The 16954-nt window shown below is 69.5% G+C and carries 18 protein-coding genes; 7 read left to right on the top strand and 11 right to left on the bottom strand.

Annotated features, from left to right (window positions below):
• Positions 1 to 49: 49 nt before the first annotated feature.
• From ACFOSH_RS16710 to ACFOSH_RS16700, 3 genes are read right to left on the bottom strand one after another with little or no spacing between them, the layout of a single operon-like run.
• Positions 50 to 1063 (bottom strand): ABC transporter ATP-binding protein, encoded by a 1014-nt coding sequence (locus ACFOSH_RS16710; RefSeq protein ID WP_378239826.1) that lies wholly within the window; start codon positions 1061 to 1063, stop codon positions 50 to 52.
• Positions 1063 to 2640 carry an ABC transporter permease gene (locus ACFOSH_RS16705; protein WP_378239969.1) on the bottom strand — a complete coding sequence of 526 codons (1578 nt, stop codon included), beginning with the start codon at positions 2638 to 2640 and terminating at the stop codon, positions 1063 to 1065. The genes ACFOSH_RS16710 and ACFOSH_RS16705 overlap by 1 nt, the downstream gene beginning before the upstream one ends.
• A gap of 47 nt (positions 2641 to 2687) precedes the next feature.
• Positions 2688 to 3740: a thiamine ABC transporter substrate-binding protein gene (locus ACFOSH_RS16700; protein WP_378239825.1), complete on the bottom strand. Its 1053-nt coding sequence runs from the start codon at positions 3738 to 3740 to the stop codon at positions 2688 to 2690.
• A gap of 75 nt (positions 3741 to 3815) precedes the next feature.
• Here ACFOSH_RS16700 and ACFOSH_RS16695 point away from each other — a divergent pair, with 75 nt between their 5' ends.
• On the top strand, positions 3816 to 4106 hold the full coding sequence (locus ACFOSH_RS16695) for a 4a-hydroxytetrahydrobiopterin dehydratase (RefSeq protein ID WP_378239824.1): 291 nt from the start codon (positions 3816 to 3818) through the stop codon (positions 4104 to 4106).
• Between the two features lie 376 nt (positions 4107 to 4482).
• Here the strand turns inward: ACFOSH_RS16695 and ACFOSH_RS16690 are convergent, their stop codons facing one another.
• From ACFOSH_RS16690 to ACFOSH_RS16680, 3 genes are read right to left on the bottom strand one after another with little or no spacing between them, the layout of a single operon-like run.
• The gene (locus tag ACFOSH_RS16690; RefSeq protein ID WP_378239968.1) at positions 4483 to 4821 is read right to left on the bottom strand and encodes a winged helix-turn-helix transcriptional regulator; all 339 of its coding nucleotides are present in this window, start codon (positions 4819 to 4821) and stop codon (positions 4483 to 4485) included.
• Positions 4822 to 4838: 17 nt separating this feature from the next.
• Positions 4839 to 5219 carry a type II toxin-antitoxin system death-on-curing family toxin gene (locus tag ACFOSH_RS16685; protein ID WP_378239823.1) on the bottom strand — a complete coding sequence of 127 codons (381 nt, stop codon included), beginning with the start codon at positions 5217 to 5219 and terminating at the stop codon, positions 4839 to 4841.
• The gene (locus tag ACFOSH_RS16680; protein ID WP_378239822.1) at positions 5216 to 5419 is read right to left on the bottom strand and encodes a CopG family transcriptional regulator; all 204 of its coding nucleotides are present in this window, start codon (positions 5417 to 5419) and stop codon (positions 5216 to 5218) included. The genes ACFOSH_RS16685 and ACFOSH_RS16680 overlap by 4 nt, the downstream gene beginning before the upstream one ends.
• Before the next feature lie 52 nt (positions 5420 to 5471).
• Between ACFOSH_RS16680 and ACFOSH_RS16675 the strand changes: the two genes are divergently transcribed.
• The 4 genes from ACFOSH_RS16675 to ACFOSH_RS16660 all read left to right on the top strand — a co-directional run bounded on the left by ACFOSH_RS16675 (position 5472) and on the right by ACFOSH_RS16660 (position 8397).
• On the top strand, positions 5472 to 5876 hold the full coding sequence (locus ACFOSH_RS16675; protein WP_378239821.1) for a DUF2716 domain-containing protein: 405 nt from the start codon (positions 5472 to 5474) through the stop codon (positions 5874 to 5876).
• A 145-nt stretch (positions 5877 to 6021) separates the two neighbouring features.
• Positions 6022 to 6396 carry a hypothetical protein gene (locus tag ACFOSH_RS16670; protein WP_378239820.1) on the top strand — a complete coding sequence of 125 codons (375 nt, stop codon included), beginning with the start codon at positions 6022 to 6024 and terminating at the stop codon, positions 6394 to 6396.
• 92 nt (positions 6397 to 6488) lie between these two features.
• Positions 6489 to 7850: a M20/M25/M40 family metallo-hydrolase gene (locus ACFOSH_RS16665; protein WP_378239819.1), complete on the top strand. Its 1362-nt coding sequence runs from the start codon at positions 6489 to 6491 to the stop codon at positions 7848 to 7850.
• A gap of 127 nt (positions 7851 to 7977) precedes the next feature.
• Positions 7978 to 8397: a hypothetical protein gene (locus ACFOSH_RS16660; RefSeq protein WP_378239818.1), complete on the top strand. Its 420-nt coding sequence runs from the start codon at positions 7978 to 7980 to the stop codon at positions 8395 to 8397.
• Between the two features lie 93 nt (positions 8398 to 8490).
• Here the strand turns inward: ACFOSH_RS16660 and ACFOSH_RS16655 are convergent, their stop codons facing one another.
• The 3 genes from ACFOSH_RS16655 to ychF form a co-directional block, all read right to left on the bottom strand.
• Positions 8491 to 8958: a hypothetical protein gene (locus ACFOSH_RS16655; protein ID WP_378239817.1), complete on the bottom strand. Its 468-nt coding sequence runs from the start codon at positions 8956 to 8958 to the stop codon at positions 8491 to 8493.
• Positions 8958 to 9545 (bottom strand): ArsR family transcriptional regulator, encoded by a 588-nt coding sequence (locus ACFOSH_RS16650; RefSeq protein ID WP_378239816.1) that lies wholly within the window; start codon positions 9543 to 9545, stop codon positions 8958 to 8960. The genes ACFOSH_RS16655 and ACFOSH_RS16650 overlap by 1 nt, the downstream gene beginning before the upstream one ends.
• Positions 9546 to 9613: 68 nt before the next feature.
• Positions 9614 to 10696 (bottom strand): redox-regulated ATPase YchF, encoded by a 1083-nt coding sequence (gene ychF / locus ACFOSH_RS16645; RefSeq protein WP_378239815.1) that lies wholly within the window; start codon positions 10694 to 10696, stop codon positions 9614 to 9616.
• A gap of 105 nt (positions 10697 to 10801) precedes the next feature.
• On the opposite strand from ychF, the gene ACFOSH_RS16640 reads away from it, so the two are divergent.
• Both ACFOSH_RS16640 and ACFOSH_RS16635 read left to right on the top strand, forming a co-directional pair.
• On the top strand, positions 10802 to 12253 hold the full coding sequence (locus ACFOSH_RS16640; protein ID WP_378239814.1) for a DNA-3-methyladenine glycosylase 2 family protein: 1452 nt from the start codon (positions 10802 to 10804) through the stop codon (positions 12251 to 12253).
• Between the two features lie 10 nt (positions 12254 to 12263).
• Positions 12264 to 12764 (top strand): methylated-DNA--[protein]-cysteine S-methyltransferase, encoded by a 501-nt coding sequence (locus tag ACFOSH_RS16635; protein ID WP_378239813.1) that lies wholly within the window; start codon positions 12264 to 12266, stop codon positions 12762 to 12764.
• A 75-nt stretch (positions 12765 to 12839) separates the two neighbouring features.
• On the opposite strand, the gene ACFOSH_RS16630 is transcribed toward ACFOSH_RS16635, so the two are convergent.
• Both ACFOSH_RS16630 and ACFOSH_RS16625 read right to left on the bottom strand, forming a co-directional pair.
• Positions 12840 to 15791, bottom strand: coding sequence for an AAA family ATPase (locus ACFOSH_RS16630; protein WP_378239812.1), 2952 nt, complete (start codon positions 15789 to 15791; stop codon positions 12840 to 12842).
• Entirely contained in the window at positions 15788 to 16939 is a 1152-nt protein-coding gene (locus tag ACFOSH_RS16625; protein WP_378239811.1) for an exonuclease SbcCD subunit D, read from the bottom strand. Before ACFOSH_RS16625 ends, ACFOSH_RS16630 begins: the two co-directional genes overlap by 4 nt.
• Positions 16940 to 16954: the final 15 nt, after the last annotated feature.

Genomic DNA, 16954 nt, shown 5'->3' with positions numbered 1-16954 from the left:
GAATGCGGTAGTTGCACACGCAAGTACCGCATTCAGAGGACGAAACGCGTCAGTCGCCGAGGAGGGCGACGCCGTCCGGGTCCAGAGCGAGCCGCACGGTGTCACCGGGGCGCAGATCGGCGGTTACCGGCGCGACGGCGTCCACAGTGGACAGGCCGTCGATCGCGACCACGAGGCGGACGTGCTCTCGCCGGTGCACCACCGCCGTCACCTCGCCTTCGACGCCGTCCAAGGAAACCCGCAGACCGTGTGGCCGCAGCCCCAGCCGCACCGCGCCGTCCTCGACGTCGGGCAGCGCGACCTCACCGAGCGCACTCCGCACCACACCGCCGGACGCCTCACCGTCGACGAACGTGGTCACGCCGAGGAACCGCGCCACGTCCTCGTCCACCGGCTGCCGCCAGACGCGGCGCACCGCGCCCTCCTGCCGGATCTCGCCGTCGTCGAGGACGGCGACCCGGTCGGCGAGCGTGAACGCCTCCTCCTGATCGTGCGTGACCAGCAGCGCGGTGATCTTGCTGCGCCGCAACAAGGCCGCGAGGTCGATCGCCAGCTGCTCCCGCAGTCCGGCGTCCAAACCGGACAGTGGTTCGTCCAGCAGCAGCAACCGCGGCTCCGGCGCCAGCGCGCGGGCCAGCGCCACCCGCTGCGCCTGCCCGCCGGACAGCTCGGTCACCCGCCGCCGCTCGTAACCAGCGAGCCCGACGAGGTCGAGCAGCGCCCGGACCCGCTCCACGTGCTCGGCGCGCGGGACGTCGTGCATCCGCAGGCCGAACGCGATGTTCGAGGCGACGTCCTGGTGCGGGAACAGCTGCCCGTCCTGGAAGACCAGGCCGAATTCCCGCCGGTGCACCGGGACGCCGGAGAGATCCTCGCCGTCCCACCGCACGGTGCCCGACGTCAGCGGCTCCAGTCCGGTGATCGCCCGCAGCAGTGTCGACTTCCCCGAACCGGACGGGCCGAGCAGCGCCAGCACCTCGCCGTCGGCGATGTCCAGCCGGGCGTCCTTCACGGCCGCGAAGGATCCATAGTGGACGGTCAGGTCCCGTACCGACAGCGACACTAGAACTCCCCTACCGAATTCTGCCCGCGGACCGCGCCGAACCGGTCGATCAGCACCACCGCCACCACGGTCACGATCATGAGCAGCGCGCAGGCCGCGTAGGCCATCTGGTTGTTCAGCTCGCCCGGCCGTGAAATCAGCGTCGCGACGGCGACCGGCAGCGTCGGCGCGTCCGGCCTGGCCAGGAAGCTCGTCGCGCCGAACTCGCCGAGCGCGACCACGTAACCGAATCCGGCCGCCGCGACCAGCGAACGCGCCGTCAGCGGGAGGTCGATCTCGCGCCACACCCGGCCGGGGCTCGCGCCGAGGGTCGACGCGGCCTGCCGCAGCCGGACGTCGACCGACCGCAGGACCGGCAGCACCATCCGCACGATCAGCGGGATGATCACCAGCGCCTGCGCGAGCGGCACCAGCAGCGGCGACGTCCGCAGGTCACCAGGAAGCGCGTCGAGCGTGACGAGATAGCCGAAACCGACGGTCACCGCGGACACGCCCAGCGGCAGCATCAGCGCGGCGTCCATCGTCTCGCCCATGCCCCGCGCCAGCCTGCCCGGCGTGCGGCGCAACGCGACCAGCACGACCGAGGCCAGCACCCCGATGATCATCGCGAGCATCGTGGCGTCGAACGCCGTCCGCAGCGACATCGACGCCGCGTCCCAGCCCGAAACCTGCAGCGCGCCACGGGATCCCTGGCCGGCGAGCGCTTCGTACCCGGCGAGACTCCAACCATCCGAAGTGGACACGGATTCGACGAGCAGCGCCACGATCGGCGTCATCAGGAGCGCGATCACCGCGAGCCCGGCGGCCACGGCCCACCACTCGCCGCCCCTCGGCCGCCGCGCGGTCTCGCTGCCCGAACGCAGGCGCACCGCGTTCTCCCGGCGCCGTCTCGCCAGCGCGCCGACGACGAGCGCCGCGACGACGGCGGCGAACTGCACCAGCGACAGCGCGGCCGCTCCGGAGAGGTCGAGCAGTTCGACCGTGCGCAGGTAGATCTCGGTCTCCAGAGTGCGGTACTTCGCCCCGCCGAGAATGAGCACGACCCCGAAACTGGTGGCACAGAACAGGAACACCACCGCGGCCGAGGACGCGATGGCGGGCGCGAGCGCGGGCAGCGTCACCGAACGGAAGGCACGCCACGGAGACGCGCCGAGCGCTCGCGCCGCGTCCACGGTGCGCGGGTCGAGATGGCTCCACAGCCCGGAAACCGTGCGCGCGACGACGGCGATGTTGAAGAAGGCGTTGGCCAGCACCAGGGGCAGCAGCCCGCCGTCGGGCCAGAGCGCGCGGAACGCCAGGCCGACCACGACGGTCGGCAGCACGAACGGCACCAGCACGAGCGTCCGGACCAGCGAGACACCCGGCAGCTTCACCCGCGCGAGCAGGAACGCGACCGGCAGTCCCGCGACCACCGCGACGATCGTCGAAACACCGGCGCTGGCGACGGTGAATCCGGCGAGCTTCCAGGTCAGCGGGTCGCCGATGGCGGTGCCGACGCCACCCGCCCCGAAGCCGCGGCCGACGATCGCCGCGACCGGCCAGGCGAAGAACACCACGAGGAAACCGAGCGGCAGCACGGCGAGTGCGGCCAGCCCGGCACCACGAAGAGTCAGCCTGGGGGCAACTAGCCTTCTAACAGCGTGCGCCACTGGGCGATCCACTGCTCGCGCCCGGCCTGGATCTTGGCCGGTTCGAGCGTTTTCGGCTGCTGCGGCAACGGCGCGGCCTGCGCCCAGCCCTGCGGGAGTTCGACGCCCTGACGGGCCGGGTACACGTACATGTTGCTAGCCACGGTCACCTGGAACTGCTGGGACAGCAGGAAGTCCACGACCTTGCGGGCCTTTTCGGTCTGCTTGCCGCCCGCGAGCACACCCGCGTACTCGACCTGGCGGTAGCAGGTGTCCAGCAGCGCCTTCGTCCGCGGCTTGCCGTCGTCACCGATCTCGGCTGCGGGCGAAGACGCGTAGGACACGGCGATCGGGCGCGGGCCCTTGCCCGAGGAACCCGAGAATTCCTTGGTGTAAGCCTCTTCCCAGCCGCTGACCGTCTTGAGGCCGTTGGCCTTCAGCTGCGTCCAGTACGCCTGCCAGCCCTGCTCGCCGAACTGGGCGACGGTGCCGAGCAGGAACGCCAGCCCCGGCGACGAGGTCGCGGGGCTTTCGGCGACCATCAGGTCCTTGTACTTGGCGTCGGCCAGATCCGCGAACGACTTCGGCTCCGGGATCCCCTTTTCCGCGAAGTACCGGCTGTCGATGTTGACGCAGACGTCGCCGAGGTCGACGGCGGAGAGCCGGTGCTCGGGGTCGACGGAGTAGCGCTGCGGCCCGCGATCGGCCTCCGGGCTGGTGTACTGCTCGAAAACGCCTTCGGTGAGCGCGCGGGAGGCGAACGTCGAGTCGACGCCGTACGCGACGTCCCCGATCGGGTTCGCCTTGGTCAGCACCAGTTTGTTGGTCAGCGCGCCCGCGTCACCCTGCTTGAGCACGGAGATCTTGATCCCGGACTGGCGCTCGAACGCGTCGAGGACCTCCTGCGGGGCGAGCCACGAGTCGTGCGTCACGAGAGTGACCGTCGCCGGCGCCTGCGGGTCGTTCCCCGTGTTCCCGGAGAGCGAGCAGCCCGCGACGAGGGCGGCCACCGTGCCAGCCGCAACGACCGTGCGGAGGGCGCGTTTCATCTAGCCTCCTGCGTTCTTCAAGGGGGGACCCGTGGCAAACGTGCAGCGTAGCCGACGGCGTACCACCATGGAGTCATGGCGGAAATCTTGAACGACAAGCAGGCCGACGAGGCCGTGACCAAACTCTCCGACTGGACGCGTGACGGCGTCACGATCGAGCGGACGGCGAAGCTGCCGAGCTTCCCGAAAGCCATCGAAGCGGTGGACAAGGTGGCCGAACTGGCGGAGGCGGCCGACCACCATCCCGACATCGACATCCGCTGGCGGACGGTGACGTTCCGGCTCAGCACGCACTCCGCCGGAGGGCTGACCGAGAAGGACTTCGCGCTTGCTTCGCAGATCGACGGGGTACTCGACGACATGTGACGTCCGCGACGACCGCGCCACGACACCGCTTCTCGGACGTCTACCCAGTACGACCGACGAGAAAAGGACGAGTGATGACACAGGCGATCGTGGTGGGTTTCTCCGCATTCGGCGCGATGGTGGCTGCCGCTGCCGGAGTGCTCTGGTACACGGCGCGTGATCGGCACCATCAGCACGATCAGTGATCTTCGCCACACCGGCGCCAAGACGGTAACGCGGACCCTGATCAACGCGCTGTTCCCGGCGAACCTGTCGCTTCTCTCCCCCGGGGAACCGCCGTGAACAACGCCTCCATCACCGCCGCCCAGCGCGCCTGGGTGACCGCCTTCGCCGCCGCCGTCACGCTGCTGACGATCGTCATGCTCGGCCTTCTCGGCTAGCCCGAATAGGCCTCACGAGCGGCGGCGAGCTCCGGAAGGTGCTTCGCCGCCCACTCGCGGCATGCCTCGATCGGCTCGAACAACGTGCGGCCGAGCGAGGTGAGCTCGTATTCGACCCGCGGCGGCGTCTCGTCGTACGCCGTCCGCGTGATCATGCCGTCGCGCTCCAGAGCCCTGAGGGTTTCCGTGAGGACCTTCGACGTGACGCCCCTCAGCGGCACCCGCAGTTCGGTGAACCGGCGCGGCCCCTCTTCCAGGCACAGCACGACCAGGCCCGCCCACTTGTCGCCGATCCGGAACGGCGTCAGATTCGACGGGCACTCGGGCGCGAACATGTCGGGACTCAGCGGCTTCACCCGTCCGAAGTTACCCTCGCCCACGCAGCCAGTTCGACCGCCGCTTCCGCGTACCTGCGCGAACCGATGGACATCGCGATCACCAGGTCGTACGCGTCGTCTTCCGGCGCGTCGAGGTCGTGACCGTTGAGCCCGTAGAAGACGAACGTCGCCATCCAGGCCAGGCGCTTGTTGCCGTCGATGAGCGCGTGGTTGCGCGCCAGCGACTCGAGCAGCACCGCCGCCTTCTCGTGCAGCGTCGGATAGGCGTCCCGGCCCATCAGCGAAGCCTGCGGCCGGTGCGCGGCGGAGTCGAGCAGCCCGAGATCACGGATCTTGGGCACCCGGAGGTCTTCCGCGAGCGCCAAGAGGTCTTCGACGGTGAGATACTCGATCACTGGGCGAGACGGTCGAGCAAGGCGGCGTAGCGATCCCTGCCGTCCTTGGACAGCGCGCGGACACGGTCGTCACGGACACGGCGCGCGGCGGCCTCGGTGATGGCGCGAACGGTGGCTTCGTGCTTGCTCACGCCGTCGGCTTCCGCAAGCAGGGCAAGAGCGCGCTCCTGCTCGTCGTTCAACCTCAAGGTCATGGCCATGAGGTCGATGATACCACTCTGGTATCAGACTCACGGGGCGTATTTTCCCGGCGTGAGCATCGAGAGCCTGGGGAATGCCGAGTACCGGGATGTCTGGAGCCGCTTTTACGCGGAGTTCGCCTTCCGGCCGAGCACGAGCCGATTCGAGTGGCCGGGGATCGCCGAACCCGCGGGATCGGCGACCTGGAGCCTGACCGCCCTCGACGAAGACCCGGGATACCTGCTGCTGGACCGGATGGTTTCCGTGATCCAGCGGGGCCTGGCCTCGTGCGCCGACGAGCTGTACGCGCTCGACTGGCAGCACGAGTCGTACCGGTTCTCGACCACCGTGAAGGACTGGCCGCTCAGCCCGTTCCCGGACGGCGACTACTACCTGTACCTGACGCCGGACTTCCGGCTCGGCACGTTCGGCATCCGTGGGAGTACACGATCTGTGTATTCGGCGACACGCTGGTGACGGCGATTTCGGCGGAGCTCACCGAGGTCCTCGGCGAACCTGTACGCAGGTCCGCGTAGACCCGATTGCCGCTTCCGGGCCGACGCCCTTCCCTGCTTCGACGAGGACTCTTCAGTGGTCATCCGAACCAGTGAGGAGTTCCGCCATGAACCGTTCCACCGCGGCCGTCGCCAACGCCTTCTTCCTTTTCGTCGGCGTCGCCGGCCTGATCATCCAGATCGTCTCGGGCGTGCCCGGGTTCCCGGACATCCCGCCCGGCCCGTTCATCCTCGGCATCACCGGGATCCTCGTGCTGACGCTGGCCGCCCGCTTCCGCCCGATCCTCTTCCTCGGCATCGTCGCGCCGGCGTTCATCCTCGTCGGCGCGCTGCTAGAAGGCTCGTTCTGGGGACGGCTCGCCGACGTCGGCGACTTCGGGCCGTTCACCGGGACCGTGCTGCTGATCGGCGGGTTGATCGGGGCGATCGCCTGCGGCGGCGTCGCCGTGTCCCGGGCCTACCGCCGGACGACCGTGGGCTGAAACGGAAAAAGGGGACGATCGGAGGTTGTTCCGGCGGCCCTGCGACTCTTAGCTACTCGAACGAGATTCTCCCGAGAAGTGAGGGGTGTTCCATGGCAGGTCTGCGCAGACGTGAGGTGCTCGCGGGCGCGGTGGCACTGGCGGGCGCGGCGACGATCGGGCTGAACCCCGGCACCGCCGCCGCGGCCACGCAGCAGCGTCCGGGCGCGCAGTTCCCGCCGTCGCTGGACTTCGGCGACTATCCCGTGATCGCGCGGGTCCGGTCGCGGCGGGCGCTGGAGCATCTGCGGGTGCTCAGCGACAAGATCGGCTCCCGGATCGCCGGCACCGAGGGCGAACTGCGCGCCAAGGACTACATCGCGAAGGTGCTTCGCGACCTGCGCTACCAGGTCACGCTGCAGCCGTTCCCGATCGCCGACAAGTTCCTGGGCGGCCTGTCGGTCGGACGCGACAGCTGGCAGACCGGCTCGTCACCGCAGGGCGCGCAGGACGTCACGCGCGAGGCCGACGTCGTCGACGCCGGTGACGGGACCACGCTTCCCGACGACCTGACCGGCAAGATCGTGCTGATCGCGGCCGTGACGAACAAGGCCGACGCGTACCTGACGGCCACGCAGCGCGGAGCGGTCGCCGTGCTGCTCGGCCGGATCGGTGCCGACCCGGCGCGCAAGCTGTCCGCCTTCTCCCCGACGCTCGCCACCCCGGTCACCGTCCCGGTGCTCGGACTGGCCCAGGTCCAGGTGGAGCGCCTGCGCGAACGGCTCGCCAAGGGCTCGGTCAAGGTGAAGGCGACGGCCACGCACCACAAGAACCTGACGTCGTACAACGTCCTCGCCGAACGGCCTGCCACGTTCCCCGGCAAGGACGACGGCGTGGTCATGGTGACGGCGCACTACGACAGCGTCCCCGGCTCGCCCGGCGCGAACGACGACGGCAGCGGCACCGTGCTGTGCCTGGAGCTGGCGCGCGTCCTGCGGTACCTGCCGACGAACAAGACGCTGCGGTTCGCGCTGTGGGGCTCGGAGGAGTACGGGCTGATCGGCTCGCGGCACTACGTGTCGAACCTGACCGACCCGGAGGCGAAGCGGATCGCGGGCTGCTTCCAGAACGACATGGTCGCCACCAGCTGGGACCCGGCGATCACCTACTGGCTGCTTTCGGTGGACGGCGCCGACAACGCCACGACCGCTGCCGTCAACGCCGCGGCCAAGCGGCTCGGCTACGACCCGCGGGTCAAGGGTCCGGTCGCGCGTGGTTCGAGCGACCACGTGCCGTTCTTCGAGCGCGGCATCGCTTCGGGCAACTTCAGCTGGCGTGGCGAGAGCGGCCCGGCGCTGCTGGAGCCGACCTACCACACGCCGGAAGACACCATCAAGGACAACGTTTCCCTTGAGCGGCTTCAGATTTCGCTGGAGCTGATCGGTTCGGCGGCGTACAGCCTGCTGCGGAAGTAGTGGCGCTCGTGAGTGGTTAGGACGGTTCTAACCGTCCTAACCACTCACGAGACTGCGGCCGAGGTGCCACTCTGATCGGGTGACGCCTTCGCCCGACGAACAAGACCCGCGACCTCCCGCATCACCGGTGACCATCACCCAGTACCAAATCCTCGCCACGCGACGTCAGGCCTTCGACACGCTGATGTGGCAGGTGCCAGCGCTTTCCCTTACAGCGCAGTCCTTTCTCCTGTCCCTCGCCTATGGAGCACAGTCGTCGTCGCTCGCGGCCGCCGTCGCAGGGCTGCTGTCGACGATCGTGTCTGCGATGTCGATCCAACTTTTGCTCCGGCAGCGGCAGAACGAGGTCACCGACTCGGTGCTGCTACACCGCATCGAGCGGGACCACGGCTGGCCGGAGATCTTCGCGACAGGCGAGTTCAGGGCTCGAACCGCCGGCCGGGTGCGCCGCCGAGTGATTCGACTGCGGTCCTACCGGATCTGGACCGGCGGCTTGGCGCTCTTCGGGATCGCAGGCTTTTCGGCTTTCCTGCGGGCCGTTCTCTAGCTGCAGGTCCGGCACCGCGGGCCGATCATCGATGTTCCTCATCGGGCGTCACGCTGCGCGGCGGCGCGGCGCTCGCTGCGAGCAAGATCGCCGCTAGTAGAGCGGCATGTTCGGGATCGCCCTCTTCGCGACGTCGATCAAGGCTTCGACTTTCGCGATATCGGCTGTCACGTCCTCGCTGGTCATCGACGGAGCTTCCGAGGAGCGATAAGCAACTTCGTTCCGCCGGACCCGCATGCGGTTGAAGGGACGCAAAATCTGCCCAAGCGGAGGATCGAGCTGCGCGAAAACAGCTTCGTAGACGGCGATGTGGCCACCGCGACTCGTCGCGCGCAGGCCTTGGTTCTGCAATAGAGCCGCCAAGGCGCGCCGCCCACCGTCGTATGCCAGCGTGTAGGCGCCTTCCGGATCCGAATCCAGCAACAGCCGCGCCGAAGCGAGGTGCGTGCGGGCCCTGTCGATCTCCGCCTCGGCGGCTTCTCGCGAGGCGGGGACACGCTCGATCGAACCGCTCGCGATGAGCGCGTCGATCGTTTCGCGTCCTTGATTCCACCGGGTCATCAAGTCTCCAAGTCGAGGTTCAGCTGAGCCAGCGGACGCTCGCGAACGCTGACCAGGAACGGATCCGTCGTGCTCGAGGCCCACGACTCGGATGAGATCCGATGAACGTTGACCTCGCGGCTCAGTCGCCGCGACACCCGCTCCGCCAAGTCGAAAAGCTCGTCCGGATCAGGCGAACCGACGACAAGGACATCGACATCGCCGGGCGGCGGCCCCGGTTCGCCGCTGTAGCGCGCGGCCCAAGAGCCGTAAATGTATGCCTCACTGACGCCCGCAAGCCCGGACAAGGCCTCGGTGAGCAGCGGCATCGGCCCGAATGTCACCGCGATGAGGTCGCTCAACGGCCGGTAAAGCGGGGTATCAGTGCGGGCTTTGACGAGCCGACTCCGGCCGACCCGCCGATCTTCCAGAATGCCACCCTCGGTCAGCCGCTCGACTTCACGCAACGCCGCGGTTGAGGTGACACCACAGGCCTCGGCGAGCTCGGTGATGCTGTACTCGCGGTCCGGATGCAGCAGAACGAGGGCAAGCAGCTCACCTTGCGTGCGAGACCGCAGCAGCGGGAGCAGACTCGGCGAAGGTTTCATTGGACGCAGTATATCCTGCGCCCAATGAAAGTAACAATCGGCGACAAGTCGTCACCGAAACGAACGCATCAGACGTTGAAGCGGAACTCCACCACGTCACCGTCGGACATGATGTAGTCCTTGCCCTCCATCCGCACCTTCCCAGCGGCGCGGGCGGTGGCCATGGAACCGTTCTCGATCAGGTCGGCGTACGAGACGACCTCGGCCTTGATGAAGCCACGCTCGAAGTCGGTGTGGATGACGCCGGCGGCCTGCGGGGCGGTCGCGCCCTGCGGGATCGTCCAGGCGCGCGATTCCTTCGGGCCGGCGGTCAGGTAGGTCTGCAGGCCGAGGGTGTGGAAACCGGCGCGCGCCAGCGAGTACAGGCCCGGCTCCTGCTGGCCGACGGACTCCAGCAGCTCGCGCACGGACTCCTCGTCGTCCAGTTCGAGCAGCTCGAATTCGACCTTCGCGTCGAGGAAGACCGCGTCCGCCGGGGCGACCATCTTGGCCAGCTCTTCGCGACGGGACTCGTCGGTGAGGATGCCTTCGTCGGCGTTGAAGACGTAGAGGAACGGCTTCGTGGTGAGCAGGCTCAGCTCGCGCAGTACCTCGAAGTCGACCTCTTTCTGCGCCTGGAACAGGGTCCGGCCCGAGTCGAGGATCTCCTTGGCCTTGAGCGCGTTGTCGAGGGCGGGCTTGGCTTCCTTCTTGGTCCGCGCCTCCTTCTCGAGCCGGTGCAGCGCCTTGTCGAGCGTCTGCAGGTCGGCGAGGATCAGCTCGGTGTTGATCGTCTCGATGTCGCTCGCCGGGTCGATCCGGTCGTCGACGTGGATCACGTCCGGGTCGTCGAAGACACGGACGACCTGGCAGATCGCGTTCGCCTCGCGGATGTTCGCGAGGAACTTGTTGCCGAGCCCGGCGCCCTCGGACGCGCCCTTCACGATGCCCGCGATGTCCACGAAGGACACGACGGCGGGCACGGTGCGCTCGGAGCTGAACACCTTGGCGAGTTCGTCCAGCCGCGGGTCCGGCAGCGGGACGACGCCGACGTTGGGCTCGATCGTGGCGAACGGGTAGTTCGCGGCGAGCACGTCGTTGCGGGTCAGCGCGTTGAACAGGGTGGACTTGCCGACGTTGGGCAGGCCGACGATGCCGAGGGTGAGACTCACGGGCCAGAAGTCTACGTGCCGCCCACCACCCCATCCGCCGAGGCCTTGATCGCCGTGTCGGATTTCCGCCAGCCGGGCTCTCGACCTGGTGGCACGATCGACGTCATGACCGAACAGACCTTGGCCGAACGGGCCGTGTGGCGCGACACCGAACGGTGTTACCGCGCCGTCGCCGCCCGCGACTCCCGGTTCGACGGGCAGTTCATCATGGCCGTCGCCACCACCGGGATCTACTGCCGCCCGTCCTGCCCCGCGTCGACGCCGAAGCAGCAGAACGTCCGCTTCTACCCGACCTCGGCCGCGGCGCAGTCCAACGGCTTCCGTGCCTGCCGCCGCTGCCTCCCCGACGCTGTCCCCGGCTCGCCGGACTGGGACATCCGGGCCGACCTCGCCGCACGGGCGATGCGGCTCATCTCGGACGGGACCGTCGAGCGCGACGGCGTCCCGGGGCTCGCGCGGCGGCTCGGCTATTCCGAACGCCAGCTCGGGCGCGTCCTCACCGCGGAACTCGGCGCCGGACCCCTGGCGCTGGCCAGGGCACACCGGGCGCACGCCGCGAGGCTGCTGATCGAGATGTCCGGGCTCCCGCTGACCGACGTCGCGTTCGCGGCGGGTTTCTCCAGCGTCCGCCAGTTCAACGAGACGATCCGCGAAGTGTTCGCGACAACGCCTTCGCAGCTTCGGGCGGCGAGCCTGCGTCGCGGCCGTAGTAAGGCAGAGGAGACGCCGACCGGGACCCGGCTGAGCCTGCGGCTTCCCTTCCGCAAACCGTTCGACGCGGCAGGGGTGCTGAACTTCCTGGCCGACCGGGCCGTCCCGGGCGTCGAGCACGTGACACGCGACGATTCCGGGGTGACCGGCTACGGACGCACGCTGCGGCTCGCGCACGGCTCGGGCGTGGTGTGGCTGACCGCGAAGGACGACCATGTCCGCAGCGACCTGCGGCTCACCGACCTGCGCGACCTGAGCAGCGCGGTGACGCGGGTGCGGCGGCTGCTCGATCTCGACGCCGACCCCGAGGCGGTCACGCGGGTCCTCGGCGCCGACCCGGCGCTCGCGCCGCTGGTCGAGGCGATCCCCGGCATCCGGGTGCCCGGCGCCGTCGACGGGGACGAACTCGTGCTGCGCGCGATGCTGTCTCCCGCCGAGACGGCGTCGCTCGCCGACACCCTCGGCGAGCGCATGCCCAGCTGCGACGAGGCGCTGGAAGGGCTGACCACGCTGTTCCCGACGGCGGCCCAGGTAGCCGAGCACGGTCCGGAACGGGTGGCCGCGGTGGCCCGCGCGCTGGCGGACGGGGTTTCGGTCCACGTCGGGCGCGATCCCGAGGAATTGCGGGCCGAACTGCTGGAACTCCCGGGGATCGGGCCCCGGACCGCGGACTACGTCCTGATGCGCGTCCTGGGCGCACCGGACGTCCTGCTGACCGGTGATCCCGCGCTGCGCCGGGGAGCGGCCGCGCTGGGCATCGCCGACGACGAAACGACGCTGGCCGAACGAGGACGGGCCTGGCAGCCCTGGTCCTCGTACGCCGGCATGTACCTGTGGCGCGCCTGAAAGGAAGACAATGAGCATCGCGTATTGGTCCACAATGGACACGAAGATCGGCCCGTTCACCGCCGTGGTGGCGGGCGACGGGGCCGTACTCGCCTCGGGCTGGACAGGAGACGTAGGCGAGTTGACGCCGCTGATCTCACCGTCGCTGACCCCCGGCGAGGTGCAGCAGCGACGGGACCTGGGGCCGGTGAGCACCGCGATCCGCCGGTACCACGGCGGCGACCTGGACGCGGTGGCCGACATCGAGGTGCGGCAGCGGTCCGGCGCTTTCCGGGAGCACGCTTGGGAAATGCTGCGGAAGGTGCCCGCGGGGGAGCCGGTGAGCTACGCGGAGTACGCGGCGCTGGCGGGGAATCCGTCGGCGGTGCGGGCGGCCGCCTCGGCCTGTGCGAAGAACGCGGCGGCGTTGTTCGTGCCGTGCCACCGGGTGGTGCGGACCGGCGGTGCGGTGGGGAACTTCCGGTGGGGTGTTCCGGCGAAGCAGTGGCTGCTGACCCACGAAGCTGCCTGACCTCCGGATGCTATGAAAGGTCCTTTCCTTGCAAATTTTGCAAGGAAAGGACCTTTCATAGCGCGCGGGACAGGGTCAGGCGGCGTGGATCTCCACCGAAGAGCCCGTACGGGCCTTCCGGATCCGAAGCCGGGTCGGGATCCGCTGCCGCAGTTCCTCCACGTGCGAAACCAGCCCGACCACCCGCCCGCCGGCGCGAAGCTCGTCGAGGATGTTCATGACGATGTCGAGCGTCTCGGCGTCCAGCGTGCCGAAGCCTTCGTCGATGAACAGCGTGTCCAGTAGCGCTCCACCGGTCTCGGCGGCGACGACGTCGGCGAGCCCCAGCGCCAGCGAGAGCGACGCGAGGAAGGACTCACCGCCCGAAAGCGTCTTCGCGGGCCGGATGGTGCCGGAGTAGTCGTCGAGCACGTCGAGCCCGAGGCCGCCGCGGGTGCCCCGGGCACCGGCCGCGTCGGAGTGCACGAACGAGTAGCGGCCCTGGCTCATCGTCCGCAGGCGGGCGGTCGCCGCGACCGCGACCTCCTCCAGCCGCGCGGCGAGGACGTACGAGCGCAGCGACATCTTCCGCGCGTTCTGCCCGCGTCCGTTGACCACCTCGGCCAGCGCCTTCAGTTCGAGGTACCGCTCTTCGACAGGTGCCAGTTCCGCCATCAAGGACGTCATCCGCTCGGCCAGTTTCGCCAGGTCCGTGTGCCGTGAAGCAGCCGCCCGCAGCGCCACGAGCGACTGTTCGGCCTCGCCTCGGGTGTCCCGCGCCGTTTCCTCGGAGGCCGAGACGTCGATCTCGTCCTCCGGCGAGATGCCGAAGAGTTCCGGCTCGGCGAGGGCCCGCTTCTCGGCCTTCTCCATCGCCTTCGCATCGGCGAGGCTGGTCTCCAGTTTCGTGATCTGCTCGTCCGGCCTCGACGCGGCCCGCATCTCGTCGAGATCAGCGAAACCCTTGGCCCGCAACGCTTCCTCGACCAGTTTCGCTTGCTCGTCGCGACGCTCGCGAGCGCCTACGACGCCGAGCCGCGCTTCGGCGAGCGCGTCGAGCCGGGTCGCGAAACCGAGCAGGTGCCGCCGCCGGGCGGCGACGTCGGCGAACTCGCCGCGCGCGGTTTCCAGTCGCCGTTCCCGTTCGGCCAGCCGTTCCGTGAGGCCTCGGACCTCGGTCTCGGCCTCGGCCGCCCGCTGTCCGGTCACGCGACGGCGTTCGGTCAGCTGCTCGGTCTTCCTCTCCAGATCGAGGAGCCGCCGGTCCAGGACGGGCTTGCGACGGGCCGTTTCCGATAGCGACGCGACCAGATCCCGCGCCTCGCCGAGCTCGGCCCGCAGCGCCTCCGCGGTGCGCTCACGCAACCGCTCGACCAGCGTCTTGAGGCGTCCCTCTGCTTCCAGCAGTGCGGCTTTCTCCTGCTCTCGCAGCTTTTCGGCCTGCTGCTCCGCGACTTCGGCGCGTCGTTCGTCCTCGGGATCGACGAGACCGCCGGTATGCGTGGCGGGAGCCGGATGCTCGGTCGCCCCGCACACCGGGCAGTCCTCGCCCGCGGCCAGTCCGGCGGCGAGTTCGGCCGCCATCCCGTCGAGGCGGCGCTCACGCAGGTCCAGGCGATGCTGCCGCGCTTGCTGATGGCCGTCGACGGCGTCGCGGACCAGCCCACGCGCCTGCTCGACGGCCAGCTCCGCCCGAGGGACCTCGTCGGCGTCCCGGACCAGCGCGGTCAAATCGTCGAAACGGGTGCGGGCACCGTCGAGTTTCGCTTCGGCTTCGGCGGCCGCGAGTGCCTCGGCACGCGACGCGGCGATCTTCTCCGGCACGGATTCGAGTTCGGCGGCGATTTCCTCGGCCTGCTTCGCCGCCTCCTCCGCGGCGGTGCTCAGCTGATCGCGGCGGGTCAGTTCTCGTTGCTGCTGCTCACCTTCCGCCACGAGTTCGGCCAGCGCGCCCGCTTCCTCGCGCAGCGCGCCGGCGCGAGCGCGAAGCTCGGCGGCTGAACTGTCCGCGGCGTCAGGCACTTCTTGAGCTCGAAGCGTCTCCGCGGTCTCCGCGTCGGCGAGCTGGTTCGAGCGGCGTTCGAGCAGATCCGCCTCCGCGACGACACCCGCCGCGCGATGGGCCGCTTCGACCTCTTCCGCCCACTCCGCGCGCTGATCCGCCTGCTCGGCGATCGCCGAAAGCCGCGTGTACGCGGTGCGCACCCGGCGGATCCGTTCCGCGGTAGATCGGTTCTCCTGCCACAAAGTCTCGGCGGTCTTGGCCGCCGCGCGGGCCTTCGTGTCCCGTTCCCGTGCCTGTTCGACGCGCAGCTCTGACTCGGTGAGCACCGCCCCGACCCACTCGGCCTGTCCCTCTTCGGGCGCTTCCTGCTGGGCGACCTGCGCGAACCGCGCGACCCATTCCCGCAGCGACTGCTGCCGATCCTGCAACTCGCGGCCGCGCTCGGCGCGCAGACTCGCGAACCAGTTCTCGACGTCGGAGAACCGCTCCGTGCCGAACAGCCGCTCCAGCAATTCCTCGCGCTCGGCCGTGTTCGCCCGCAGGAACCGCGCGAACTCGCCCTGCGGCAGCAGGACCACCTGGAAGAACTGCTCGTGCGTCATGCCGATGAGCCGCTCGATCGTGCGCGCGACCTCGTCGATCCGCGTGATGCCTTCGGCCACGTGCCCGGCGGGCACCGTGCCGACCCAGCTCAGCACCGCCTTCGCCTGCTGGAGGGTCATCCCCTCGCCGCGGCGCTTGGGCCGCTGGTACTCGGGGTTGCGCGCGATCCGCATCCGCTGTCCCTGCACGGTCAGTTCCAGGACGACCTCGGTGACCTGGTCGGGCTCGGCGAGATCGCAGCGCAGCCGCTTCACCTCACCGCGCGCGCCGGGGACCGTGCCGAACAACGCGAACGCGATGGCGTCGAGCAGCGTCGTCTTCCCCGCGCCGGTGTCGCCGTGCAACAGGAACAGGCCGTCGGCGCCGAGCACGTCGAAATCCACCACCTCGCGGCCCGCGTACGGCCCGAAAGCGGCGACCTCCAACCGGTGCAACCTCATACTTCGCGCTCCCTGCCCGCGGCGCCCAGTGCCGCCAGCACCAGCCGCTCCTCGCTCCCCGACGGCGCGGAGCCGCGGCAGTCCTCGAGAAAACTGCGGGTGATCTCGACGTCGGATCGTCCTCGGACGGCTTCGGCGTACTTCAGCGCTGCACCGTCGTGCCCGCCTTCCGGCTGCCAGTCCATGTGCACGGCGTAGGGGAACCGCTCACGCAGTTTGCGCATGGCGTCGATCGGGCGGACCCGGTCGGTGACGGTGAAGGAGAGGAAGTGTTCGGTGAGGCCGTCGTGTTCCGGGTCCGACAGGAGCTCGTCCAGCTCTCCGCGAAGCATCGCGAGGTGCCGGGGAACCGGCAGTTCGTGACGCCGGACCTCGGCCAGCCCGTCGGCGTCGAGGTCCACCAGCCAGACCGATTTCCGTTGGCGTGTCTCGGAAAAAGAGTACGCCAGCGGGCTTCCCGAATAGCGCAGGTGCTCGGCGAGGGTCTGCGGGCCGTGCAGGTGCCCGAGCGCGACGTAGTCGACGCCGTCGAAAACCGAACCCGGCACCTGCTCGACGCCGCCGACCGCGATGGTCCGTTCGGATTCGGTCGGCTCGCCGCCGGTGACGAAGGCGTGCGCGAGCACCACCGACCGCGTCCCGGACGGCCGGGCGGCGAGATCCGCCCGGATCCGCCGCATCGCCTCGGTGAGGACGCCGGTGTGGCCGCGGGCCTCGGGGACGCCGAGGGCGTGGCGCGCGGGCTCCGGTTCGAGGTACGGGATGCCGTAGAGGGCGACGTCACCGTGTTCGTCGGGCAGCAGCACCGGTTCGGCGAGACCGGCGATCGTGGCGCGCAGGTACAGCCCGCCCGCCGCGGCGAATTCGGCGAACGCGCCCAGCCGGGGGGCGGAGTCGTGGTTGCCCGGCGTCATCACCAGCTTCGCGCCTGCCTGGCGAAGCCTGCCCAGCGCGGTGGTGGCCACGCGGACGGCCTCGGCCGAGGGGACCGCGCGGTCGTAGATGTCCCCGGACACCAGCACGACATCGACCGACTCGGCGACCACGAGATCGGCGAGGTGGCCGAGCACGGCTTCCTGTTCGGCGAGCAGATCGGCGCCGTGGAAGGTGCGGCCGATATGCCAGTCGGACGTGTGCAGGAGCTTCACGCAGCCCAAAATAGG

Origin of the sequence: Amycolatopsis speibonae (assembly GCF_042647925.1) — a bacterium.
In the GTDB taxonomy this organism is placed as follows: domain Bacteria; phylum Actinomycetota; class Actinomycetes; order Mycobacteriales; family Pseudonocardiaceae; genus Amycolatopsis; species Amycolatopsis speibonae.
This window is presented reverse-complemented; position numbering and strand designations above follow the sequence as displayed.